At 46.7% G+C, this 25,304-nt stretch carries 23 protein-coding genes, 1 pseudogene and 1 riboswitch; of the genes and pseudogenes, 9 read left to right on the top strand and 15 right to left on the bottom strand.

The features are described from left to right. Nucleotides 1-20: 20 nt before the first annotated feature. From thiE to EL262_RS02765, 6 genes are all read right to left on the bottom strand, one after another. A complete protein-coding gene (thiE, locus tag EL262_RS02740) occupies nt 21-2,021 on the bottom strand; it encodes a thiamine phosphate synthase (protein WP_078735614.1) in 2,001 nt (666 codons plus the stop codon). Beyond that, nucleotides 1,996-3,789 (bottom strand): phosphomethylpyrimidine synthase ThiC, encoded by a 1,794-nt coding sequence (gene thiC, locus EL262_RS02745; RefSeq protein WP_078735656.1) that lies wholly within the window; start codon nt 3,787-3,789, stop codon nt 1,996-1,998. Before thiC ends, thiE begins: the two co-directional genes overlap by 26 nt. Nucleotides 3,790-3,837: 48 nt before the next feature. Further along, nucleotides 3,838-4,038 carry a sulfur carrier protein ThiS gene (thiS, locus tag EL262_RS02750; protein WP_025837782.1) on the bottom strand — a complete coding sequence of 67 codons (201 nt, stop codon included), beginning with the start codon at nt 4,036-4,038 and terminating at the stop codon, nt 3,838-3,840. A gap of 111 nt (nt 4,039-4,149) precedes the next feature. After that, a riboswitch (TPP riboswitch) is annotated at nt 4,150-4,263 on the bottom strand. Between the two features lie 270 nt (nt 4,264-4,533). Continuing rightward, nucleotides 4,534-5,391, bottom strand: coding sequence for a mechanosensitive ion channel family protein (locus tag EL262_RS02755; protein ID WP_197721274.1), 858 nt, complete (start codon nt 5,389-5,391; stop codon nt 4,534-4,536). Between the two features lie 149 nt (nt 5,392-5,540). Next, nucleotides 5,541-6,896, bottom strand: a complete 1,356-nt coding sequence (gene lpdA, locus EL262_RS02760; RefSeq protein ID WP_025837786.1) for a dihydrolipoyl dehydrogenase — start codon at nt 6,894-6,896, stop codon at nt 5,541-5,543. Between the two features lie 66 nt (nt 6,897-6,962). Continuing rightward, nucleotides 6,963-8,216, bottom strand: a complete 1,254-nt coding sequence (locus tag EL262_RS02765) for a M16 family metallopeptidase (RefSeq protein ID WP_025837788.1) — start codon at nt 8,214-8,216, stop codon at nt 6,963-6,965. 121 nt (nt 8,217-8,337) lie between these two features. On the opposite strand from EL262_RS02765, the gene EL262_RS02770 reads away from it, so the two are divergent. Further along, entirely contained in the window at nt 8,338-8,946 is a 609-nt protein-coding gene (locus tag EL262_RS02770; protein WP_025837789.1) for an SIS domain-containing protein, read from the top strand. 334 nt (nt 8,947-9,280) lie between these two features. Further along, complete coding sequence (locus tag EL262_RS02775; RefSeq protein WP_025837791.1) at nt 9,281-10,786, top strand: potassium/proton antiporter; 1,506 nt, start codon at nt 9,281-9,283, stop codon at nt 10,784-10,786. A 109-nt stretch (nt 10,787-10,895) separates the two neighbouring features. Here EL262_RS02775 and EL262_RS02780 read toward each other — a convergent pair. The 9 genes and pseudogenes from EL262_RS02780 to EL262_RS02820 all read right to left on the bottom strand — a co-directional run bounded on the left by EL262_RS02780 (nt 10,896) and on the right by EL262_RS02820 (nt 17,737). Continuing rightward, a pseudogene (locus tag EL262_RS02780) lies at nt 10,896-11,446 on the bottom strand (DJ-1 family glyoxalase III). A gap of 39 nt (nt 11,447-11,485) precedes the next feature. Then, a complete protein-coding gene (locus tag EL262_RS02785; protein WP_078735613.1) occupies nt 11,486-12,373 on the bottom strand; it encodes an energy transducer TonB family protein in 888 nt (295 codons plus the stop codon). Between the two features lie 11 nt (nt 12,374-12,384). Beyond that, complete coding sequence (locus EL262_RS02790; protein ID WP_025837794.1) at nt 12,385-12,795, bottom strand: ExbD/TolR family protein; 411 nt, start codon at nt 12,793-12,795, stop codon at nt 12,385-12,387. Between the two features lie 21 nt (nt 12,796-12,816). Beyond that, a complete protein-coding gene (locus EL262_RS02795) occupies nt 12,817-13,527 on the bottom strand; it encodes a MotA/TolQ/ExbB proton channel family protein (RefSeq protein ID WP_025837795.1) in 711 nt (236 codons plus the stop codon). A 51-nt stretch (nt 13,528-13,578) separates the two neighbouring features. Continuing rightward, a complete protein-coding gene (locus EL262_RS02800; protein WP_025837797.1) occupies nt 13,579-14,304 on the bottom strand; it encodes a pyridoxine 5'-phosphate synthase in 726 nt (241 codons plus the stop codon). Between the two features lie 279 nt (nt 14,305-14,583). Then, a complete protein-coding gene (locus tag EL262_RS02805) occupies nt 14,584-15,300 on the bottom strand; it encodes an FKBP-type peptidyl-prolyl cis-trans isomerase (protein ID WP_025837799.1) in 717 nt (238 codons plus the stop codon). A gap of 43 nt (nt 15,301-15,343) precedes the next feature. After that, the gene (locus tag EL262_RS02810; RefSeq protein WP_025837800.1) at nt 15,344-15,931 is read right to left on the bottom strand and encodes a BamJ family beta-barrel-assembly machinery protein; all 588 of its coding nucleotides are present in this window, start codon (nt 15,929-15,931) and stop codon (nt 15,344-15,346) included. Nucleotides 15,932-16,013: 82 nt separating this feature from the next. Next, nucleotides 16,014-16,691, bottom strand: coding sequence for a LysE family translocator (locus tag EL262_RS02815; protein WP_025837802.1), 678 nt, complete (start codon nt 16,689-16,691; stop codon nt 16,014-16,016). A gap of 14 nt (nt 16,692-16,705) precedes the next feature. Next, nucleotides 16,706-17,737: an aminotransferase class I/II-fold pyridoxal phosphate-dependent enzyme gene (locus tag EL262_RS02820; RefSeq protein ID WP_051522699.1), complete on the bottom strand. Its 1,032-nt coding sequence runs from the start codon at nt 17,735-17,737 to the stop codon at nt 16,706-16,708. Between the two features lie 532 nt (nt 17,738-18,269). Between EL262_RS02820 and lysS the strand changes: the two genes are divergently transcribed. The 7 genes from lysS to EL262_RS02855 all read left to right on the top strand — a co-directional run bounded on the left by lysS (nt 18,270) and on the right by EL262_RS02855 (nt 25,293). Then, nucleotides 18,270-19,781: a lysine--tRNA ligase gene (gene lysS, locus EL262_RS02825; RefSeq protein WP_078735612.1), complete on the top strand. Its 1,512-nt coding sequence runs from the start codon at nt 18,270-18,272 to the stop codon at nt 19,779-19,781. Between the two features lie 119 nt (nt 19,782-19,900). Next, nucleotides 19,901-20,923, top strand: a complete 1,023-nt coding sequence (locus EL262_RS02830; protein WP_036850657.1) for an NAD(P)H-dependent glycerol-3-phosphate dehydrogenase — start codon at nt 19,901-19,903, stop codon at nt 20,921-20,923. Between the two features lie 26 nt (nt 20,924-20,949). Further along, a complete protein-coding gene (locus EL262_RS02835; RefSeq protein WP_078735611.1) occupies nt 20,950-22,296 on the top strand; it encodes a glucose-6-phosphate isomerase in 1,347 nt (448 codons plus the stop codon). 15 nt (nt 22,297-22,311) lie between these two features. After that, nucleotides 22,312-22,947, top strand: a complete 636-nt coding sequence (locus tag EL262_RS02840) for a DUF4290 domain-containing protein (protein WP_025837804.1) — start codon at nt 22,312-22,314, stop codon at nt 22,945-22,947. 44 nt (nt 22,948-22,991) lie between these two features. Then, nucleotides 22,992-24,299, top strand: a complete 1,308-nt coding sequence (murA, locus tag EL262_RS02845; RefSeq protein WP_078735610.1) for a UDP-N-acetylglucosamine 1-carboxyvinyltransferase — start codon at nt 22,992-22,994, stop codon at nt 24,297-24,299. A gap of 8 nt (nt 24,300-24,307) precedes the next feature. Continuing rightward, the gene (gene rimM / locus EL262_RS02850) at nt 24,308-24,856 is read left to right on the top strand and encodes a ribosome maturation factor RimM (protein WP_025837805.1); all 549 of its coding nucleotides are present in this window, start codon (nt 24,308-24,310) and stop codon (nt 24,854-24,856) included. Nucleotides 24,857-24,867: 11 nt separating this feature from the next. Further along, nucleotides 24,868-25,293: a type II 3-dehydroquinate dehydratase gene (locus tag EL262_RS02855; RefSeq protein ID WP_025837807.1), complete on the top strand. Its 426-nt coding sequence runs from the start codon at nt 24,868-24,870 to the stop codon at nt 25,291-25,293. Nucleotides 25,294-25,304: the final 11 nt, after the last annotated feature.

The raw sequence follows: 25,304 nt of genomic DNA on the forward strand, positions 1-25,304 counted from the left end.
AGAAAATATTCTGTCATTCATCAGACTACCGCATGTCCCCTATCTGATTTTTTGATCTGTGTGATGAAGTCGGCACATATACCACTCATGTCTTGGGAGATGTCCACCACTCCGGAGACTGCAATTCCGGATACCCCTGTATCCATGATTGTTTCCACATCTTCAAGGGTGATCCCTCCGATCGCAATCATAGGCATGGGGTGCCTCAGAGTGTGGTTGAAGATTGCCAACGACTTCACCCCTTCTCCCCCCAAGATCGGCGCGAGTCTTTTCTTTGTTGTTGTCATCCTGAATGGTCCCACACCTACATAGTCACTGCCACAATGATAAGCCCGCAAGAGATCTTCAGAAGTGTTACAAGTCGATCCTATGATCTTGCCATGTCCGAGGAGACGACGTGCTTCCAAAGGAGACATATCCTCGCGTCCGAGATGGACTCCATCAGCTCCCGCGCGTAGCACAGCTTCGACATCATCATCTATGATGAGTACGGCATCATACTGATCACAAAGCTCACGAAGTCTGCGTCCGAGTATGGTGCGTTGCTCTGTGGTACTGTCCTTGAGCCGGAGCTGTATCCAACGTCCGCCTCCCTCCAGCACGGCACTACACCTCTTCATCAGCAGTCTCGGATCATCGGTATTTGTGATGTATTGCAACTTATGATAGCGCAATAATCGTTTTTTATCTCTTCTTGCCAACTTTAGGCCGACGGCCGGTAACAAGTCAGAGTGCGAACTCATCATACGGGAGACCATCCTCTGTGCTTCCTGACATGCCCTGGGTAGGTCGTGTCCTAACGCGAGATACGATGCAATGGCACTTGATAGAGTACAACCTGTACCGTGCTTGGGAGCGCCATGGCGTGCGACCGTAAATGTCATCGGGGACTGATAAGGACGGATGAGCAAGTCATAGACTTTATCCGAACTCTCCACATGGTGCCCCCCCTTGAGAAGGATATGACAGCCGGTGGCATCCACAATGTTTTGTAGCTCATCTTCAGAGACCGTACCGAACCAAGCCTTACACTCAGGTAAATTGGGTGTGATGAGGTATATGGATCTCATAAGGTCAGTAATCTCATCACATCTGTCAGGGGCAAGGACAGCTCTTTCAGCAGCCGTGGCACTGATGATAGGATCCCAGATGATGCGCTTCACTCCTCTTTCCTTGACCTCCTTGATCATGAGAGACAGAGAGAGCAAAGAGGGAACCATTCCTATTTTGGCGATACGGATATGATTACCGGCCAAGTTCAGAGAAAGATTATCTGCGATATAATTCTCTTCGGTAGCTACCGAAGAGGTGAATAAGTCTTTTCTCTGAATAGTAAGGGTTGTGGGGATGGTGACACATCGTACCCCCAAAGACTCTGCCACTCGGATATCTGCGGTGATACCTGCCCCACCACAGGGATCGTGACCGGCAAGAGACAAGATCTCAGTATCGGGATAAGCCCTAAAACGTGAAATCTCCCAGCCTTTCTTCTCCCAAATGTCTCCCAAGACAGCAATACCGTCGAAACCCATTTCGTAGCACCGAGCTATATTGGCACTTGTGACTCCCCCCATTGCCAAGATCGGTGTAGGTATAGCTGCCAATCGTTCTTTCAATTGAGAGAGTTGAGCATTTGCAAGATAACCGGACTTGGAAATACTGTCAAAGACAGGGCTCAATAGAGCGAAGTCCGGGGTAAAAGGCAGATCCGAAAGCTCGTCAAGGCTGTGAATACTTGTTGAGATGATCCGTTGTGAAGCAATGATGGGCAGAGGTAAATGCCTTTTGGACGAGGGTACATAGATCCCTCCGAGGTCAAAGTCTTCAAGCAACCCATAGTGATCACTGATTATGATCTTGTGATGATGACATGATGATACCTCCTCAAGGAAGGATACATACTTGTCGACACCCTTGCCCGGTAGGCGTAGGATCAACGTATGCAAACCCTCCTCGAAGAGTTTATCCGCTATTTCGGCTTCGTATCTTGACGCCTCAGGCGGTGTGATTACAACCTGCATTTTCGTGATCTATTTGTTTGCGTAACTTTCGGCTCGCACGCATCGAACAGAAGTGTTCGCCACACATCGAGCAGAAGTGAGCTGTCTTGTGACCTTCCGATGGCAGAGTCTCGTCATGAAACTTCAAGGCAGTCTCACTGTCGAGTGCCAAGTGAAATTGATCCTTCCACCTGAATTCATACCTCGCCCTACTCATTGCGTAGTCACGATAATATGCCGCAGGGTGTCCCTTTGCCAAGTCTGCTGCATGTGCAGCCAGTTTGTACGTGATGACACCTTCTTTGACATCATCTCTATTAGGCAGGCCGAGGTGTTCCTTTCGTGTGACATAACACAACATAGATGTACCATACCAACCGATCATCGTAGCTCCTATGGCAGAAGTGATGTGATCATATCCGGGTGCGATGTCTGTAACAAGAGGTCCGAGTGTGTAAAATGGTGCTTCGTTGCAGTACTCTAGCTGGAGATCCATGTTTTCCTTGATTTTCTGCATCGGTACGTGCCCCGGACCCTCGATGATGACCTGTACATCATACTTGTCTGCGATCTGAGCTAGTTCACCCAAGGTACGTAGCTCAGCAAACTGAGCTTCGTCATTGGAGTCAGCGATACATCCCGGACGTAATCCGTCTCCGATGGAGATGGCGACATCATACTTGCACAAGATTTGGCATATCTCTTCGAAGTGTTCGTACAAGAAGCTTTCACGCTTGTGAGTGGTACACCAGCTTGCCATGATGGCACCACCACGAGAGACAATACCCGTCACACGATCCTTGGTTAAGGGGATGAAGTGCCAACGTAGACCGGCGTGGATGGTGAAGTAGTCTACCCCCTGCTCGGCTTGTTCGATAAGTGTGTCTCGATAGATTTCCCATGTAAGATCGGCTACTTTTCCTTTCACCTTTTCGAGAGCTTGATAGAGGGGTACGGTACCCACCGGGACAGACGAGTTGCGGATAATCCACTCTCTTGTCTCATGAATGTTGCGTCCGGTGGACAAGTCCATGATCGTATCGGCTCCCCAACGCATCGCCCAGACGGCCTTCTCGACCTCTTCCTGAATGGAAGACGTGATTGCAGAATTACCGATATTCGCATTTACTTTGACAAGGAAGTTACGCCCTATGATCATCGGTTCAGCCTCGGGGTGGTTGATATTTGCAGGGATGATCGCACGACCGGCAGCAATCTCTTGGCGCACAAACTCAGGCGTGATGTATTCGGGCATATTTGCTCCGAAAGACTCCCCTTTCTCTTTTTTGTATTTCTCCTTGATCTGATCACAAAGCTGATTTTCACGGATGGCTACATACTCCATCTCGGGAGTGATGACCCCTTTGCGAGCATAGTGAAGTTGTGTCACTATATGACCATCTTTTGCCACCAACGGCTGTTCGTTGAGATGAGCAAAGCGCAGATGATCCAACGTTTCATCCTTGCGCCTCATGCGTCCATACTCCGAACTTTGCTCCTTGAGACGGACGACATCTTCACGCTCCTCTATCCATCTCTCTCTAAATCGTGGCAAACCTCTCTGCACATCTACGACATAATCAGGATCGGTATATGGTCCCGAGGTATCATAGACGATGACGGATTCATTTTGGATCTTATTACCATCCTCATCGATGGTAGGCGAAAGGTCGATACGTCTCATCGGCACCTTCAAATCGGTGCGACTGCCCTCGACATATATCTTGACAGAACCCGGTAGAGGTCCGGAAGTAATGGTAAGGTCTTTGGTTTGATCTTTTTGTTTCATCATAAATTTATGTAGTTAAGAAGTTTCAAGATTGACATTTCACGAAAATTACCCTCCCTTGGATATACCGATAATGGTGATACAATCCCCCTCTTTTAGTAGTGTCTGCTCCCAGCTGTCTCTCTTAATCACGTGCATATTGACCGCAATGGCGACATACTTCGTGTCGAGATCTTGGGATACAGCAAGAGCCTGCAGAGACATACCTTCGGGCACCTCCACAGAGCGTTTGTTCAGTAATATTTGCATGGTCGGATTCACTATATTTACCATCACAACAGAATTAAGTCTCTCGAAAGCCTTATGGGTGATGGTCTGTACTCGATCACATCAACGTGACGCCTGTGTACACCATAGTGAAATAGAAGAACGGTCTTTACCTACGCCGGCATTATCCGGATCAGGTTAAAGGGTCTAATCTCAGCCACTACTTCTGCAAAACCTGCAGAAACCGTAGCACCCCTAAGTTTCCGAGGGCAAAGTAACATATCTATTTTGATTTATCCAAATCATTACTCCCTTTTCTTGTGATGCATCGAAGATCTTGGGCAAGACAGTAAGTCTGGGTATTTGCTGTCGAACAACAGAATCAGACGAAGGATGATTTATCTGAAAGTGTTGTATCTGATCCCCTTAAATTAAAAGCTTCCTAAGCATATAGCAAACAAAGGGCATATCTTGAACTATCTTGATATGCCCTTCGTTTGCCACAATCTTCTAAATCAAGATTGAGATAAATGGAGATTATGAGTTTCCTTGCGTACGGATGTGGATATCCCTTTGTGGGAATGGGATCTCGATACCGTGGTGAGAAAACTCTTTGAATATCTCATAGTAAAGTTCGCTCTTGAGGACGACAGGCTTCTGGATATAAGAGGAGGTCCATACCACAAGTTCGAAGTTGAGGGCATTATCACCATACTCGACAAACCAAAAATCAGGGGGAGGGGTCTGAAGGACTCCGGGATGCTTCTTCGCAACACCAAGGACAATCTCCTTGACCCTCGCGGGATCTTCTTTGTATGCCACTCCCACAGGATAATGGAAGCGCACACGTCTGTCGTTGTGAGACCAGTTGGTCACATTTCCATTGATAAACTCATTGTTGGGCACGATTACGGAGATATTATCATTGGTTACAATGGTTGTCGATCTCATCGATATTTCCACGACATCACCCGAAACCCCACCGACTTGTATGCGGTCACCGACCTTGATCGGTCTCTCAAAAAGAATGATGATACCTGAAACAAAGTTGCTCGTGATGTTCTGCAAACCAAAACCCAACCCCACCCCGAGAGCTCCAAGGAGCCAACTGAATGCACCTAAATTAAACCCGGCAGAGTCAAAAATAAAGATGAACCCGGCCACAAGGATTATGTACTTGATGATGGAGACAATGGCAAGCCTTGTACCCCTCTCACTGATGCGTCGTCCCAGTATATATTTATCCAAGATGCCACTCAATTTACGTGTCCCCCACACAAGGAGAAGGGACGCGAAGAGCAAATAAAGGAGTGTAAGCACAGTGAAGTTGCTACCTCCGACATCAAAGACAACGAAGTGCATTATTTCCTTTAGTTTTTCCAATATCTCTGTCATATCGAAGCTCATTTGATTACATGGCAAATATAAATAAATCCATCGATACCAATCACTCAAACAAAAATAACTAAGGCTGACACGTTCGACGTGTCAGCCTTAGCCTATCTATATAGATCCGATAAATCTCTCAACCAACGCCCCTTCAGTTAGTGAAAGAGGACCTCGTGCATGATTTCGGCCACTGTCGGATGAGGGAAGACGTGTCTTCTGAACTCTTCGACCTTCGATTTATCCGCAATAGCAATACCAGCCAAGACAATCAGTTCGGAAGCCGGATTACCGATCATGTGGCAACCAATGATGGTATCGTCTTTGTCTGTAATGAGCTTACATAGGCCATTACCACCTTCATTCTCGACGACAAAGCGTCCTGAATATGACATGGGTAACTTCACTACCTTATAGGTCTCTCCCTTTGCCTGAAGATCCTCTTCGGTACGACCGACACCCGCGATCTCGGGATGAGTGTACACGACACCCGGGATCGCTCTGTATGACATGGGATCGTCTGCCCCTCCGAGGATGTGATTGAGGGCTACCTCACCCTCACGAATAGCGGTATGAGCGAGGAGAGAGAAGCCGGTGATATCACCTGCTGCATAGACCCTCTTATCTGAGGTCTGCATATATTCATTGACAACAACAGCATTGCGATTCATCTCGATAGAGAGCGTATCGAGACCCAGACCGGCACTCACCGGTCGACGTCCTACGCTGAGTAGGATACGAGATGCGGGGATCTCTTCTGTCACCCCTTCGGCTGTCTCTACAGTAACGGCCGTGGGAGATACTTCGGTGACTTTGGTGTTGAGGTAGAATTTTATGCCTTTCTTAGCGTACTCTTCGCGCAACATTGCAGAGGTTTCTTTGTCCATCGCTCCGAGGATCTCAGGCATCATCTCGACGACAGTCACCTTGACTCCCATGCTTGTGAATATGCTCGCAAATTCCATCCCGATAACCCCTCCTCCGATGACTACGATGTCTTCCGGAAGTTCCTTGGCATCAAGAGCCTCACGGCTGGTCCAATACTCCACGGTATCAAGCCCTTTGATAGGAGGGATGACGGTCTCGCTGCCGGTCGCAATGATGACGTGCTTGACAGTATAAGTATCTTCACCGGCTTGGATACGGACAAGGCCATTCTCTTCGCCATCAAGTCGTGCTTCGGCATTGACAGTAGTCACTCCGGCTGCTTCCAACTTCATGGCTACACCGGCGATGAGCTTCTTGACAATCTTTGTCTTTCTGGCTACGATGCGTTTATAATCAGGAGCGATCGCGCCCTCCACCTTGATGCCGTATTTAGAGCTCTCCTGCATCTCATCATAGAGATTGGCAGAGTGAAGGAGAGCCTTTGTGGGGATACATCCTTCATTAAGACAGACACCACCCACCTTATTCTTTTCAAACAAAACGGTCTTCAGTCCTTTGCCGGCAGCAGCTGCAGCAGCATTGTATCCGGCAGGCCCGCCACCGATAATTGCGATATCAAAAGTCATAACGGTAAATATGTATTATAGTGTTAGTTTTGGTTTTGTTTCTTCAAAGTTCCTCAAAGATAGTATTTAATCCTGTATGCCCTCATATACGAGCGTGCATCGGCTCGAAAAAAGTTGGACGGTCATACGAGCCAAGGTTTCTGTCGTAATCAGGTCTAAAGAAGCACAGACATCATCTACACTCCTATAGGCATTGAAGTGTAAGAGTTGTTTACCGAAGTTGAGGAAGCGACTTTCGTGTTGTTCGGAAGATAGAGCCAACTGTCCCTTGACTTGTTTGATCCATGCCCTTAGAGTATTTTCCTTCATCCCAAACTCCATCAGCCTGTCCAATTCATCCTTGACGACCTTTCGTGCCTTATCGGCGTTCGATGGATCACAACCGAAATAAATCTGCCACCACCCCGTGTCTGTCAAAGAGGTAAGACTGCTCTCGACATTGTACACCCATCCTCTCTTCTCTCTCAACATGATATTGAGACGAGAGTTCATGCTCGCCCCTGCAAGATAATTCATCAAGAGCGAAGCCTCTGCACGAGACTTCTCGTACATCGTCGGCGCAAAACCTCCTATTATAGTATGCGCCTGATGAGTAGGCTTGGATACGGTAACAAACTGAGACAAAAGATCTGAGGAGACCGTTTCTTCCGATTTTTGGATAAGCTCACCTGAGGGTGCTCCGGAGAAATACTCTTCACACAACTTCTCAAAACGCTCTTCAGAGATCTGCCCCATGCAGAAGCACACCATATTCTCAGCTCTGAAGTGCTTACGAGTATGAGTCAGAAGATCTGTCTGAGTCATCTGAGCCAGGCTCTTCTCATCTCCGAGGATGGGACGCCCAAGGGGATGGTCAGGGTACAAAAGACCATCGAAGTCATCATATATCTGCTCTGAGGGAGTATCTTTGTAGAGGTTGATCTCATCTTCAATGACATCCTTCTCTTTCTCCAGCTCACGCTCAGGAAAGGTCGCATTGAGCACGATATCACTGAGCAACTCCAAAGATCTGCGTACCTCACTGCGAGGAGCAATGGTGTAGACAAAAGTCTCCTCTTTCGAAGTGAAGGCATTGAGCTCTCCACCCACGGACTCCATTCTGTTGAGGATATGCCAAGATTTCCGATGCTTTGTCCCCTTGAATATCATGTGCTCAGCAAGGTGTGCCAAGCCATGCAGACCTTCGGGGTCTTGCCTACTCCCGACTTTGATGGCTACACCACAGTAAATGACCTTACTTTTATTTGGGAAAAGGGCTATGGTAAGCCCATTGGGTAACTTTTTCAGAAAATAGCTCTGCTTAAATTGTGCCGTACTCAAGATAATCTGTAATTTTGTAAGCTGTTAATGAAGCAAATTTACTAATTAACTTCTTTATTTCTCACCGCCCCGATTGATAGATACAAACAAATTGATGGAAAAAGATAAATACACAGATCTATTGAATACGGATGCACTCCGTGACATCCTTCAAAAAGAAGCAGAAGCAGTAAGAAATATCCCCGTAGGTCAAGAGGTAAACGAGGCCATCAAGCTCATCATAGATCAGGTACATCGCAAGGGCGGTAAGGTTGTAACCTCAGGTATGGGCAAAGCCGGTCAGATCGCAGCCAATATCGCAACGACATTCTCTTCGACAGGCACGCCGGCATTCTTCCTACACCCCAGTGAAGCGCAACACGGAGATCTCGGTATCGTGTGCCCCAACGATGTGATGCTACTGATATCAAACTCAGGTAAGACCAGAGAGATACTCGAACTCATAGATCTCTCCCAACGACTTGTCCCCGGCATATCTTACATCTGTATCACCGGCAATCCGGAAAGCAGACTTGCAGAGAATGCCACCGTCGCACTATTCACCGGTGCTCCGAAGGAAGTTTGCCCTTTGGGACTTACCCCGACTACAAGTACAACGGTGATGACCGTCATCGGAGACCTCTTGGTAGTGGGAGTCATGACTGCCATCGGATTTGACTACGAAGCCTACTCGAAGAGACACCACGGAGGTTACCTTGGAGACATAAGTCGTAGTAAGTCAAACTTGTAAATTCTCCTCAAGAACCATTTGATTTGCTCAAAAACCACAGAGGCTGATGCGATGTAAGCTCATCGTATCAGCCTCTGTGGTTTGTCAAACTATTCTCATCCGGGGGATGCCTCAAATTTATGTGGTAGGATCATCAAAATCAATTCAAACGATCTTCGATCACAAGTTCTACGACTTTCATCATCAAGTCGTAGAACTTTTTTCTCTCCTCCATACCCATGCATTTAGAGCCTATTCGCTTTATCTTTTTCGGTCTCAAACCGACTAAACAAACGGTCTGGAAGTAGATAAAAATGATTATATTTGTCCTTCCAATAAATCATATATTTACGCCATGCCAGTAACAGCAGAGTTCTTACTTTTATACGGATCCATACTCGTTATTTTTGGGCTTTTTCTGTCCAAAGCCAGCTTTAAGTTGGGGATGCCCACCCTACTTCTTTTCTTGGGTATTGGGATCTTCGCAGGCTCAGGCAGCTTCGGGATAGAGCTGAACAACCCTGATGTAGCTCAATTCATTGGCGTATTGGCACTGACGGTCATCCTCTTTTCGGGGGGGATGGACACCGACTTCAAAGACATCAGACCCGTCATAGGGCCTGGAGCGGCATTGGCATCGATAGGGGTCTTGATCACTGCAGTACTTACAGGGACATTTATCTATTATCTCTTCTTATTATTTGATGGGATCTCTCTGACTTATCCCCAAGCACTCCTTTGCGGTGCTGTCATGTCATCTACGGACTCGGCATCGGTCTTCTCCATCCTGCGCTCGAAAAGTGTTCAACTCAAGCAGAGACTCAAGCCCACACTTGAGTTTGAAAGTGGTAGTAACGACCCGATGGCTTTCCTTCTTACGATCCTACTCATAGGAGTCATACAAGCGGGAGAGTTCAACACTTGGTCTGCCCTACTATTGTTGGCTCAGCAACTCATATTTGGGACTATCCTGGGGTATGTCTTGGGGAAAGTGGCTGTATGGATGCTCAATCGCTTTGTGCTCCCATCGACATCACTGTATTCTATACTACTTTTGGCATGCTCTTCATTTATCTTTGCAGCGACAAGCAAATTAGGCGGAAATGGTTATCTTGCGGTCTACATTGCAGGTTTGGTCGTGGGGAATGCTCGTATATCGAACAAGAAGACCATCGCAAACTTCTTCGATGGCTTTGCATGGTTGTGGCAGTTGATCATGTTCCTCACACTGGGGCTGCTTGTCAATGCAAAGGATCTATGGAGCGTAGCTATTCCGGCTCTGCTCATAGGGGTGTTTATCATCTTCATTGGTCGTCCATTGTCGGTATTCTTGACCCTGCTTCCTTTCCCAAAATTCTTTACTCTTAAAGCTAAAGCTTATATCAGTTGGGTCGGTCTTCGCGGGGCTGCCCCCATCATCTTTGCCACCTATCCATGGCTTGCTTGTGTCGAACACTCACAGCTCATCTTTCACATCGTCTTCTTCATCACATTGGTGTCTCTCGTGATCCAGGGAGGTACGGTGACTTATATGGCTGACAAGCTCGATCTCATCGACAGAAGTAAGAAGGAGAAGAAATTTGCGAGCTTTGACCTACCCGATGAAATAAAGAGCGCACTCAGCGAGATCATTGTAAACAAGTCGATGATCGAGAAGGGTAATAAGCTCAAAGACCTACCTCTACCTGATCATACGTTGGCACTGATGATACAGCGTGACGGTCACTACAAAATCCCCAAAGGGAATACGGTGCTGAAAGAGGGGGATCATGTCCTATTGATCTCTGATGACGAAGAAGCTCTCTTGGAGTCTTACGAAGAACTCGGCATCACTACTTATAGTCTTGAACGTAATACCTGATCTCATAGACTTGGGAGATAATACAACCCTAATAAAAATAGAGAAACGGGCATACTTTCACTCTCGAAAGTATGCCCGTTTCTCTTAATGCTTAAAGTGGTAGACGCTTTTATCTTCCACCTAAGAGTAAGCCGGCTGCGACTTCATCGGCAACGGACTGTCCTGCCAATGAGGTAAGGATAGCAAGACCAAAGTCAAAGACATAGCCGGGACCACGGCCGGTGATGATCTGACCGACCTTGACCACACCTGAAGTCTTATGGTTTGCGTTGGGTAGTTCGCTTTCAAAACCGGGATAACAAGTAGCATCAATACCATCGAGAAGCCCGGCGTTTGCAAGTACCATAGGGGCTGCGCAGATTGCTGATACCAGTTTTCCCTCGGCATGATGCCTGATCAGCATGTCTCTGAGCACAGAGCATTCTGCAAGATTGGCCGCACCCGGCATCCCCCGGGTAGCACAAGGGCATCAACAAGCTCGTCCTTGACTTCAGAGATTGTGGTATTGGCTATGACTTTCTGTCCGTGTGCTCCTTCGACAGTAAGATCATCAGTGATTGATACTGTACGCACATCAATGCCTCCTCTAAGGAGGACATCCAATGTCCCTATCGCTTCTGTTTCTTCGAAGCCATTGGCAAAAAATAGTAATGCTTTCATGACTATGTTATCCGTTTAATTTTAGTTTGATATACCTGTTTATCTCAATCGGTATCGGTAAGTGATCGTACCGGTCTGATTGTTACTTATTCCTTCAATAGGATTGAATCTCGTGGCTTTAGCTGCATTTATTGCACTACGACGCATTTCCGGACTTTCAATTTTAGTCCTGGTTATCCTAGCTCTAATAACTTCGCCCTGAGGATTAACGGTGATTTCAACCTCTATGTCACCTTCTTCTTGCGCCGTGTAAGCAGGTCTGACAAGCCCACTACCGGCAAGGCTACGACCGGAGAGATTGAATGACCCAAATCCTCCGACACCTTGATTACTTCCACCTTGGGTGACATTTCCATCAGGAGACCCTTCACGTCTGTCCCCTGTATCTCCGCTACCACTACCCTTGGACTTTGCGGTACCGAAAGCTCCCGAAACAGACTTGCTGATAGCCTCACGACGACGTTGTTCTTGGAGCTCCTCCTGACGACGCAGCTCCTCTGCTTTTCGAGCTTCCTCCTCTCGCCTCTTAGCCTCCGTATCCACAGGCTTTTCAACCTTCTGAGGCTTTTTCACCTCTTGTTTGGGTTTGGGCTTTGGCTTGGGTTGTTCTTTAACCTTCTTCTTGGGAGGCGTGACGACAGGAGCCTCTGTGTCCTCTTGGGTGAGTAGCTCTTCGGCTTCTTGTGTCTCAGGCTCAGAGGGTCGAGCGGGAGCAGAAGGTGGTGTCGAAACAGGCTCGATGGGAGAAGGCGTAAACGTCCCCGAAGAGAGGTCGATATCTCCGATATTGACCAATACAGTTCCCTGCTCTTCGATCTTCACCGCTGGTAAGATGATGAAGAAGAGTACTCCCAGCACGAGGGCGTGCAGAATAACTGCGACAATGGCTGCGATGATCTTATTTTGTTTACGATTATTCTCTATCATGATAGAGGATATTATTTGAGCGGTCTTGTCGCAAGTACCATCTTATACTTGTTTTCGACAGCTATGTTTAGAACCTTTACGACCTCCTTGTAGGGGACTGTCTCATCGGCATAGAGGGCAACAAACATTTCGGGGTCTTGTTCGTATGCACCAAGCAAAAATGGCTCCAACTCATCAAAAGTCACTTCTCTATCCTTATCCTTACCTACAGCGACATAATAATGCAGGTCTTTGTCTATGGTGACACGTGTGAGAGGCTTGGCCGCAGTCTGTTGCTTGGACTGTGGCAACAACACTTTCAGCGCACTTGGAATAACGAAGGTAGAAGAGACCATGAAGAATATCAACAACAAGAACACGACGTCTGTCATCGATGCCATGCTGAAGATATCTACGGCTTTGCTTCTTCTTTTTAGCTTCATAACGAATGAGTGTAAATGGAGTTAAGATCTCTTGACGGGTTCGTTGATCATGTCCATGAACTCCAAGGCCTGACTTTCAGACTTGGTGACGACATGGTCGACAAGCCCTACGAGATAGTTGTATGCAAAGAGTGCAATGATCCCTACGATAAGCCCACCGACGGTGGTCACGAGAGCCTCATAGATACCCGCCGAAAGGAGGGTTACGTCAACGTTTGTCCCGGCATTGGCCATGTCATAAAAGGCACGAATCATCCCGGTCACAGTACCCAAAAAGCCTATCATCGGTGAACCGGCCGCGATGGTTGCGAGGAATGGCAAGTGACGCTCAAGCTTTGCAATCTCGATATTTCCGACATTCTCTATTGCAGCCGAGATGTCTTGCATAGGACGGCCAAGTCTTTGGATACCCTTATGGATCATACGAGCTCCCGGTGTACTCTGAGTCTCGCAGAGTGTAAGTGCAGAAGAGATCTTACCTTCCTGTATGTAGTCTCTGATGCGGTTCGTGAAGTGGGGATCAATCTTAGCAGACTTCTTGATCAAAAGCAATCTTTCGACAAAAATATAGCATGCTATGATCGAAAGGAGAAGCAAGATGAGCATGACCCAACCACCCTTTGTGGCAAGGCTCAACAATGTTAGTGGTTCACTCGCCATAACCTCAGGTGTGGAAAGGTTGGGCATAGCTGATGCTACGGTATCCGTAGCGATTTGGAGTAGTACTGACATAAATGTTTAAGTATATGTTTTTGTTTTCTTTTTTATTATCCGGATATGACATCAAAATCCTTTGTGTCCCAACTTCTTGCGATACTCTCGTATCGTCGTCTCCAGTCCCATATACAGGGCATCACAGATAAGTGCATGACCGATGGAAACCTCATCAAGTTCGGGCAAACTGTGGTGTAAAAACTCAAGGTTGTCAAGATCCAAGTCATGGCCGGCATTGAGTCCGAGCCCACACTCCTTGGCATAGCGTCCGGCCTTGACAAATGGTGCGACTGCCAAATTTCGATCCTGATGATACATCTGTGCATAAGGCTCGGTGTAAAGTTCAACCCTATTTGCACCGACTTCTGCAGCATCACGTATATTGGTCAAGTCGGTATCTATGAAGATCGATGTTCGGATCCCTTTGTCATGGAAGTGTTCCAATACTTTCTTGAGAAAGTCAAAGTTCTCACGTACCCTCCATCCGGCATTGCTCGTCAACACACCGGGAGGATCCGGTACTAAAGTAACCTGCTCCGGTCTCACCTCCGAGACCAATCGGATAAAATCTTCCGAAGGATAACCCTCGATATTGAACTCTGTATGTACTACTTCTCTCAAAGCATACACATCGGCATAGCGGATGTGTCTCTCATCCGGACGAGGGTGGACGGTGATACCTTGTGCGCCAAAAGCCTGGGCATCCTTAGCTACCTGAATGACATCCGGATTATTGCCACCTCTGGCATTCCTTATCGTAGCAACTTTATTGATATTTACACTAAGTTTCGTCATAACGTTTTATCTTGATCTATAATGCTGAAAGTGCTTACTATCACCTCAGTTGTACAAATGTAGTCAATTTCGATGAGGTGTGAAAGGAGTTACCCACACGGCGTCTCAAAAGGTCAGGGGATGCTGACCGGACAGCACACATCCTATCCAGCTTCAGAAAAGTTGTATGGTTATCCTTGATCTCCACATCATTTATGAAAACACAAAGAGGCAAACCCTCTTTTCCGGAAGGTTTGCCTCAAAATATGTCTTTCGAAATAAGAGTCGCGAAACTAAGTCTTACTTCTTTGACTCAACGAATGGACGCACTTCGATAAGTTCGCAGTCGAAACGAAGGAGACGGTTTGGGCCAAACTCGCCAAGGTCTCTTTCACCATAAGCAAGCGATGAAGGAAGCCACATTGTGATCTTGCTACCGACAGGGAAGATCTGGAATGCTTCTGTCCAACCTGAGATAACTGAGTTTAGAGGGAACACAGCAGGCTCACCACGGTCGTATGAAGAGTCGAACTGCTTGCCATCCAATGTGGTACCCTTATAGTGAACAACGACAGTATCGTTAGGTGAAGTTGCCTTCGCACCTTGACCTTCTACTTCGTACTTGTACTGAAGACCACTTTCTGTGGTGATGATACCTTCTTCAGACTTATTCTTTTCGAGGAATGTCTTTTCCTCTTCGATGTTTCTTGTCTTGATCTGTGCCTGCATGTCTTCGACATACTTCTGGATGAATTGCTGAGCAGACTCCACTGTCATCTTGCCCGGGTTGTTGACAAGAGCGTCATAGAGACCGGCAGCAACAAGCTTACCATCGAGAGAGTCACCGGGAAAACCCTTCAATGATGCAACAAGAGCGTGACCATTGGCAAAACCGATAGCATAAGCAGCACTGTCGATAGGAGCTTTGATAGAGACGTTTGATGAGACGCCACCACCACAAGAGACCATTGCACTTGCAACAAGTCCGAGGATAGATGAAAATACAATCTTCTTCATAGTTAAATTCTTTGTTTTACTTTTATTTTTTATGTCAGATTATTTACTTCTCAATACCGAGGAGTTCGATGTCGAAGATAAGCGTACTGTATGGCTCGATCGCCTGTCCCGCCCCTCTCTCACCATAAGCAAGATCGTAAGGGATGGTGACACGCCACTTCGACCCCACAGGCATCAATTGAAGGATCTCTGTCCAACCCTTGATCACCCCACCGAGAGGGAACACAGCAGGTTCTCCCCTATTGACAGAAGAGTCGAAGACAACACCGTTGATGAGCGTACCATGGTAGTGGCACTTCACACTATCGCTGAGCGTAGGCTTAGGGCCGTCTCCCATCACGAGGACTTGATATTGCAGACCGGAAGGAAGAGTGGTCACATCTTCTCTGCAACCATTGATCTTCAAGAACTCAGCTCCGGCAGCCTTATTGTTCTCAAATCTTTCTTGTTGTAGCTTCATAAAATATTCATTGATGACCACCTTAGCATCTTCGTAAGAGATCTGAGGATCTTTGTCTGCGAGCACATCATTAAGTCCGGCTACGAAGTCTTCCACTGCTATTGAGTTTACACCCGAGGCCTTAAAGTTATTGCCGATGCTTAGTCCCAAAGCATAGCTTATTTTATCCATATTTTTGATTTTTTATTACAACTTTCGAGCGAAGGTACAAAAAAAATCACTCAAAAGTGCTGTTATACATTATAATTGATTACTAACTCACACAGAATAAGTTCATAAGAGCCACAACGACACCATAAACACCTAAAACAAAGATGATGCTACCGACCCCTTTGTTGAAGTATTTGAGGCTCGTCACGTTGAACCACTCCTTGACTTTTACCAATATGGTAGTGACTATGTACCACCAAGAAATAGCTCCGATGGCGATACCCAGCAACCCCATCAGCAAACTGTAATAAGTCGCTCCCTCAGATACGAAGGAAAACTGAGCAAAGAGCCCGATATACAGCGCGACGATGAGGATATTGCTAAATGTCAATAAAAAAGCAGAGAGAAACACCTGAAAGTCTGATTTCTTCTCATCGGAGTAAAAAGGTGTACCATCAGAGCTATCCTTACACCTCTTATTTCGGGATGGATCCAAAGAGTGATTGCCAAAGAACACATACAGTGCAAAGAGAATCATAAAAAGACTACCGGCCAACTGTAGATGATCTGTGTACTTGAGGATAAAGTCGATAAATGCGCCCACCCCAAGCAGGGTCAGAAACGCATATATAAGGTCGCTGACAGTGGCTCCCAATCCCGTCAAAAGCCCATAGCGTTTACCCCGAGACATCGTGCGTCTGACACACAACATCCCTATCGGTCCCATCGGTGCCGAGACGACAATACCTATCAGTATCCCTTTGAGTAATGTCTGTAACATCCCGATGCCAAGCCTTATCTATTGCTCATCCAAGTTGCAATAGCATCGGCAAGTGCTCTGTTGGACTCGTTATCCAAAGCATTCACCCTAAACTCATTGGGCTTGAGTTCCAGACCGTCGGTACAGACAGCCACTTTCATGCCACAATCATTCATCAGGTATTCATTGAGCTTGACAGCATCCATATCGAGCAAACGCACTACAAAGAACGCTGTCGATGAAGGTAAGATCTCTAAGCCATCGATGGCACTAAGTCTCGCTTTGAGCTCTGTAGCACTGCGGTGCCACTTACGCGCCGGGAGGGTAAACTGTGCAGGGTGAATGAGGATGAATCGGATCGCCTCCACCGCAAAGGCCGAAATGTTGCAAGGAGTACTACTCTCGCGAAGCTCAGCGATGATATTCTTGCGAGCCACGACATACCCCACTCTCATTCCGGGGACATTATATGCCTTTGAAAATGAAGAGACGAGGATCAGGTTCTTGTGATTTTTGATATCTGAAGGCTTCAAGGTCTCCTCTATGACAAAGGCAGCCATGGAAATATCCACGATAAAGGTCACATTTGGATTTTCCTTGAACAGTGTCAAGAGTGAAGTTCGGCTCCAAAGCCTACCGTCCGAAATGTTTGGTGTACAGAGCCAGCAGTATTGGATCCCCTCGAGAGGTAGTTTCGTAATGTCCACACAGCTATCGACCTCGGTTACCTGATGTCCGTTTCGAGCAAGGGCGACTTTGAACTCCTGATGCGTAGGTGAGATGACAAGCGAACTTGCGCCCGCCGTCCTCTTGGCAATAAGGTGTATGGCACCTGTACTCCCGGAAGTCACCAAGACTTCGTCCTCACGCACCTCTATACGACGTGACAAGAGGCGTGATATGGTCTCTGCCGAACGCTCAGGTACAGCACTGATCAAGTCGATATTATCGATCAAGTGCATCTTGAGCTTACTAAGATCGGCTCCGTGCCAAAATACAGTACTAAAGTCGACCAACTGTTTAGTCTCAGTTGTATCGGATGATCTCACCTTTTTCTTTTGCATCATCTATTAAGGATATATAAATTTGTATTTATACAGATAGGATTATTTTACCTTTCGACCAACAAAGATACGTAAAAATATGTAGTCTTGCCACACTTTCGAAGATGCATTCTGTCGAGGCAAAGATCGAACCTCAAGAAACCCATTACCGAACACAAGAAACACAAACTGCAATACCTGTCAAACCCTTATAAATAAAAAGAATAACAACACTCCCCTCCACTCGCATTATGTGTAGAGGATACCAGAAATGCCCTTGGCTATGTAATGTCGCTCAAACAAGTCCTTGGATGCTACAATTTAAGTCGTAAGATTCGATAAAACGAATCGCACGAATCGATTCATCGAATCCTACGACTTTTTTTCTCGATCCATGGCAACCTAAATGTTTACAAAAAGTTTCTGAATCTATGCATCCCAACGCTCTGAATCTCGAAAGGATTTACCTCGGTTTAATCGATAAATGATTATCTTTGCATATTAGGAGAATTGCACTCCTGATTTATCATCGGAAAACTTAGATTATATACACATAATGAGTACTCACGAACTAAGCGAACAAGAACAATTCAGAAGAGAGAGTCTTCAGAAGATGAGGGAGATGGGCATCGACCCATACCCGGCCGCACTATTTCCCGTAGATGGATACGCAGTCGAGGTCAAAGAAAACTTCCAAGATGAGGCCCCTGTGCGCCAGATATCCATGGCCGGTCGTATCATGAGCCGTCGTATCATGGGTAAGGCTGCATTCTGCGAACTACAGGATTCTACCGGACGCATCCAGCTATACATTTCTCGCGATGACATCTGTCCGAGCGAAGACAAAGAGCTATATAATACCGTATTCAAAAAACTCCTCGATATCGGGGATATCGTAGGCGTCAAAGGATTTGTGTTTCGCACCAAGATGGGCGAGATATCTGTCCATGTGCAGGAGCTTTCGGTGCTCTCAAAATCGCTTCGTCCGCTCCCGGTGGTAAAGGTCAAGGATGGTGTCACTTATGATGCCTTCACAGATCCCGAACAGAGGTACAGACAGCGTTATGTGGACTTGATCGTCAATCCTGAAGTGAAGGATATCTTCATCAAGCGCACCAAGGTGTTCAATGCCATGCGTGACTTCTTTAACGAAAGAGGCTATCTCGAAGTGGATACACCTGTACTTCAAAGCATTCCCGGTGGTGCAGCAGCACGTCCGTTCGTGACGCATCACAATGCACTCGACATACCTCTCTACCTACGCATCGCCAATGAGTTGTACCTCAAACGCCTCATCGTGGGAGGATTTGATGGAGTGTATGAGTTCAGTCGCAACTTCCGCAACGAAGGGATGGACCGCACGCACAATCCTGAGTTCACAGCCATGGAGATCTATGTGGCCTACAAGGACTACAATTGGATGATGGATATGACCGAACAGTTATTGGAGCACATCGCTATCCAAGTCACCGGTGGTACGAAAGTAGAGGTAGGTGGGAAGGAAATTGACTTCAAGGCTCCTTACCCTCGTGTATCCATGTCCGAAGCCATCCTCAAGCATACTGGTGTGGACATCACCGGCATGGACGAAGATGCTCTGCGTAAGGTCTGCAAGGATTTGCATATAGAGACTACACCTGCCATGGGCAAGGGTAAGCTCATCGATGAAATATTCGGCGAAAAGTGTGAAAGACACTTCATACAGCCCACATTCATCACCGACTATCCGCTGGAGATGTCTCCACTGACGAAGAAGCACAGAAGTATCGAAGGGCTTACAGAACGTTTCGAACTTATGATCAACGGTAAAGAGATCGCAAATGCTTACTCCGAGCTTAATGATCCGATTGATCAGAAGGAGAGGTTCCAAGAGCAGCTCAAACTCTCCGAAAAAGGAGATGACGAAGCTATGTTCATCGACCAGGATTTCATCAGATCGCTTGAGTATGGCATGCCTCCTACAAGCGGTATGGGTATAGGGATGGATCGTCTCGTGATGCTTCTCACCGGACAAGAGAGCATACAGGAAGTCCTACTCTTCCCTCAGATGAAGCCAAAAGCAGAATAATACACAACGGAGCCATCATGTCGACTGTGATGGCTCTGCCCATTTTTCACTCATTGACCCCGACTTTATCAGACAGACTTATCCGGATGATGGGGTCATGAATAGGAACATTGGAAGAAATGAACACAAAGAAATCTGATTCGAAATGGACTCCGGGTCGTATCGGCATCATAGGTAGTGGCAGTTGGGGGACAGCCCTTGCCAAGATCATACTGGCAACACAGCCGGATATCAACTGGTACTTTCGCTTCAAGGAGACTGTGAGACAGTTCAGACAACATAAGCACAACCCCTCCTACCTCACCAATCAGCAGTTTGAGACCGACAGGATCAACTTCTATACAGACATCCCCAAAATTGTCGAAGACTCTGATACGATACTGCTTGTGACCCCTTCGCCCTATATCAAGAACATATTGGGAAAGATGACACCGGAGATGCTTGAGGGAAAGTTTGTACTCAATGCGATCAAAGGGATAGTGCCGGAGGATAATGTATTGATTTCAAACTATCTTGCAGACGAATATGGTATACCTCTCGACATGATAGGAGCTATCAGTGGGCCTTGTCATGCGGAGGAAGTGGCTTTGGGACGACTTTCGTATCTGACAGTGAGCTGTGCCAACATAGATAAAGCAAAGCAACTGCAAAAGGTCATCCAAGGGCCTCAGGTAATGTGTGGGGTAAGCGATGATGTCACCGGTATAGAGTATGCCAGTGTACTTAAAAACGTATATGCCATAGCTGCCGGAATCTGTCAGGGGATCAGACATGGAGACAACTTCCAAGCCGTCTTGATATCTAACGCCATCGGTGAGATGGCAAGATTCATCGACGCGGTACACCCTCTCGAAAGAGACATAAAAGGGACCGAGTACTTGGGCGACTTGCTTGTGACAGCTTATTCGCGGTACAGTCGCAACAGGACGTTCGGTACGATGATAGGTAAAGGATACTCGGTCAAGCAGGCTCAACTCGAAATGGAGATGATTGCCGAAGGCTATTATGGCACAAAGTGTATACACGAGGTCAACCTCGGTGTCAAAGCAAGCATCCCCATCGCAGACATCGTCTATCAAATCCTCTACGAACGTAAAGACCCCGTAAAGGCGATAGAGGAGCTCTCGAAGATTCTGTCATGACACAAACTGAAAAGACTACCAAAATTATGGAAATGATAAAACTGGATATAAGCAACGCTCTCACGAACGAGAAGGTAAAGGAAGCCTATAAGGCTTTGTTGCCAAAAGGACTTGAGTGCAATACATCTCTGCATAAAGGAGATGGAAAAGGTTCAGACTTCTTGGGTTGGGTAAACCTTCCCTCTGAAGTGTCTCCCGAACTACTGTCTGACCTACAATCGACTGCAGACATGCTCCGTAGGGATTGTGAGTTCGTCGTCGCAATAGGCATCGGGGGCTCATACCTCGGTACGAAAGCTGTCGTAGAGGCTTTGTCTGATAGCTTCGCACACCTCAAAGGTGGAGATACACCTACCCTACTCTATGCGGGCAACCACATCAGCGAGGATTACCTATACGAGCTATTGGAGCTACTCAAAGGGCGTAAGTTCGGACTTATCAACATTTCCAAGTCCGGGACGACAACAGAGCCTGCACTCGCCTTCCGCTTGCTCAAGGCTCTTCTTGAGGCACAAGAAGGTAAAGACTTTGCTCGTGCACACATCGTCGCGATAACAGATGCTCAAAAAGGGGCTCTTCGCTCTCTCGCAACAACAGAAGGCTACAAGACATATGTCATACCCGATGATATCGGTGGAAGATTTTCGGTACTTACTCCGGTCGGACTATTACCGATTGCAGTCGCAGGATTTGACATCAAGGCTCTCGTGCAAGGGGCTTTGGATATGGCTCACAGACTCACCACAGAGACGATGGCAGAGACCAATCTCGCGGTACAGTATGCAGCTGTGCGCAATGCTTTGTACTTGCATGGAAAGAAGATAGAGATACTTGCCAACTTCCATCCCAAAATGCACTTTATCGCAGAGTGGTGGAAACAACTGTTCGGGGAAAGCGAGGGTAAAGAAAACAAGGGGCTGTTCAATGCGGCGGTCGACCTCACCACAGACTTACACTCCATGGGGCAGTGGATACAGGAAGGAGAGCGTAACATCTTCGAAACCTTCTTGAGCATAGAAACACCAAGGCATAAGGTGATCATCCCGGAAGATAAAGCCGATCTGGATGGATTGAACTACATCGCCGGTAAAAGGGTCGATGAGGTCAATAAGATGGCTGAAATCGGCACAAGACTTGCACACTTGGACGGAGGTGTTCCCAACATAAGGATAAGTCTTCCTGAACTCAATGAATACTATATCGGTCAGCTCTTCTACTTCTTCGAAAAAGCTGTCGGAATCAGTGGTTACCTCCTTGAAGTAAATCCGTTCGATCAACCCGGTGTCGAAGCCTACAAGACGAATATGTTTGCCCTCCTCGAAAAACCGGGATATGAAGAGCAGACAGCAGAGATAAAGAAAAGATTGTCGTAAGAGGAACAACATACAATGTTAAAGGACTACAACACAAAAGCTAAAAAGTTACAGCTACCGGAGTACGGACGTCATATACAAAATATGGTGGACTACTGTGTGGATCTGAAAGATAGAGACGAACGCAAGCGTTGTGCCGAGATGATTGTGAACACGATGAGTTCTTTCTTCCCCAACCAAAAGGAAAGGGAGGATTATTGGCAAGTGCTTTGGGATCATCTATACATCATGTCAGGCTTCAAGCTTGATATAGACTTCCCATACGAGGTATCGACTGCAGAGCAGTACAACTGTCGTCCGGCTGCTCACCTGCCCTCTCATCAGAACATCACCCCCCGATACAGGCACTATGGACACAGCATCGATAAGATGATCGACATCGTGCTGAAGATGCCTAAAGGACCCGAGAGAGATGAATATGAGAAGCTCATCGCCATACAGATGAAGCGTGACTACATCGTATGGAACAAGAATAACGTAGCAAATACACGTATATTTACAGACCTCTTTGAGATGTCTAAGGGTGAAATCTACCTTGACGAATTTACTTGTGGTCTACCCGACCCGAAGGATCTACTCAGTACCGGTACACCAAACTCTAATAGCCAACAGAAAAAGAAAAATAACAACACGAAAAAGAAAAGGAAGTAACTTCTTCTCTTCATTTTTTCAAAAAACAACAAGGAGGTACAGTTATGGCAATGTTTGTAATTGAAGGCGGAAAGAAACTCAAAGGAGACATCATCCCACAAGGTGCTAAAAATGAGGCTTTGCAGATCATATCAGCATGTCTTCTCACAGATAAAGAGGTGATCGTTCATAACATTCCGAACATTTTGGATGTTAATAACCTGATCGCTCTTTTGATGGAACTCGGGGTCAAAGTCAGAAAACTCGATGACAGTTCTTATAGCTTTACCGCCGATGACATCAATCTCGACTTTGCCTACTCCAAATCCTTCCTTGAAAAGACCTCCAAACTCAGAGGCTCGGTTCTTATACTTGGACCTCTCCTCGGTCGATTTGGTAGAGCGATCATCGCAAAACCGGGCGGTGACAAGATCGGCAGACGCAGACTCGATACCCACTTCGAGGGCTTTATCAAACTGGGAGCTCACTTCGAGTTTGACAGCAAGCAAGAAATCTATTCAATACAAGCAGACAGACTCAAAGGGACTTATATGCTCCTTGACGAAGCCTCTGTCACCGGGACAGCTAACATCATCATGGCTGCCGTTCTCGCCGAGGGCGTGACAACGATATACAATGCTGCTTGTGAGCCATACATCCAACAGCTATGTAAGATGCTTGTCCGTATGGGAGCCACTATCTCAGGCATAGGCAGTAACCTGCTTACCATCGTAGGGGCAGAGAGGCTTGATGGCACAACGCATGAGATGCTACCGGATATGATCGAAGTCGGCAGCTTCATCGGTATGGCTGCCATGACAGAGTCTGAGATAAGGATAAAAAATGCTTGTATCAAAGAACTCGGTATCATCCCTGACGCATTCAGAAAGTTGGGTATACGTATCGATCAAGAGGGTGATGACCTCTTCATACCCTCACAAGATCATTATGAGATCGAGAGTTTTATCGATGGATCGATCATGACGATAGCAGATGCACCTTGGCCGGGGCTTACCCCAGACTTGTTGAGTGTCTTTTTGGTGGCTGCCACACAAGCGAAGGGCTCGGTACTCATTCACCAGAAAATGTTTGAGAGTCGTCTCTTCTTCGTGGATAACCTCATCAATATGGGGGCTCAGATCATCCTCTGCGATCCACATAGAGCCACTGTCATAGGGCTTGATAAGATGACCCGACTGAGAGCCTCAAACATGGTTTCTCCCGATATACGTGCAGGTATTGCCATGTTGATAGCTGCAATGTCTGCAGATGGTGTCAGCAAGATTGCTAACATCGATCAGATCGACAGAGGATACCAACAGATAGATCTTCGTCTCAATGCCATCGGAGCATCTATATCACGAGTAGAATAATCTTCGTTATGGTCAATCATATAGACAATAGCCAACTCGTCCCTTACGGAAATATTCGCAAAACCCATGGACATAAGGGGAACTTCGTTGTCACGCTGGAAAACGAGGCATTGCTTGAACTTGAACCTGAGTTTATATTCATTGAGATAGACGGGATCCCGGTGCCCTTCAGAGTCCAAGAGATGAGTGGCACGAGGGATCATCTCATCACTGCAGTATCAAGGGTCTCTTCAGGCGAAGAAGCGGAGAGATTGCGAGGAGCAAAGGTCTATGTATTGAAGTCTCTGTATGACGAACAGGTAGATCTCGACAATATGGAAGAGCTTTCTCTGTATCACCTGATAGGGTATTCGGTTATCCATTCATCGGGTGATCAAATCGGGACACTTTCAGCCATCGATGAGAGTACTGCAAATATCCTGCTCATCCTCGAAACAAAAGAGGGAGAGGAGATCTACGTCCCATTTGTAGAAGATTGGATCATCGGTCTTGATCATCAAAAACGCTTGATAGAGCTGGACTGCCCTTTGGAGATACTGGTACTGAACGAAAAGTAAGAGATTGACTTATGAAAACAATACATATCATCAACGGCCCAAACTTGAATATGCTTGGATCAAGAGAGCCGGAAATCTATGGTTCTACGACTTTCGAAGATTATCTCGAAAAGTTGAGGGCCGTCTTTCCCTCATGCAATATCATCTACTTTCAGTCCAATCATGAAGGAGAGATCATTGACTACCTCCAAGATAGCGCCAGGGCATCAGATGGCATAGTGATCAATGCCGGGGCTCTATCTCATTATTCTTATGCGATAGCTGATACCATCAAAGCAATTGCTCCTCCCGTCATTGAAGTACACATCTCTCAGATAGCAACAAGAGAGCCACACAGGCACATCACTGTACTGACAGATGTATGTGCAGGTATGATAATGGGACTGGGGTTGGATGGCTACAGATTGGCGATCGCACATCTCACATCACGAAAATAGAAACACCGAAC

The organism is Porphyromonas cangingivalis (assembly GCF_900638305.1).
Classification (GTDB): domain Bacteria; phylum Bacteroidota; class Bacteroidia; order Bacteroidales; family Porphyromonadaceae; genus Porphyromonas_A; species Porphyromonas_A cangingivalis.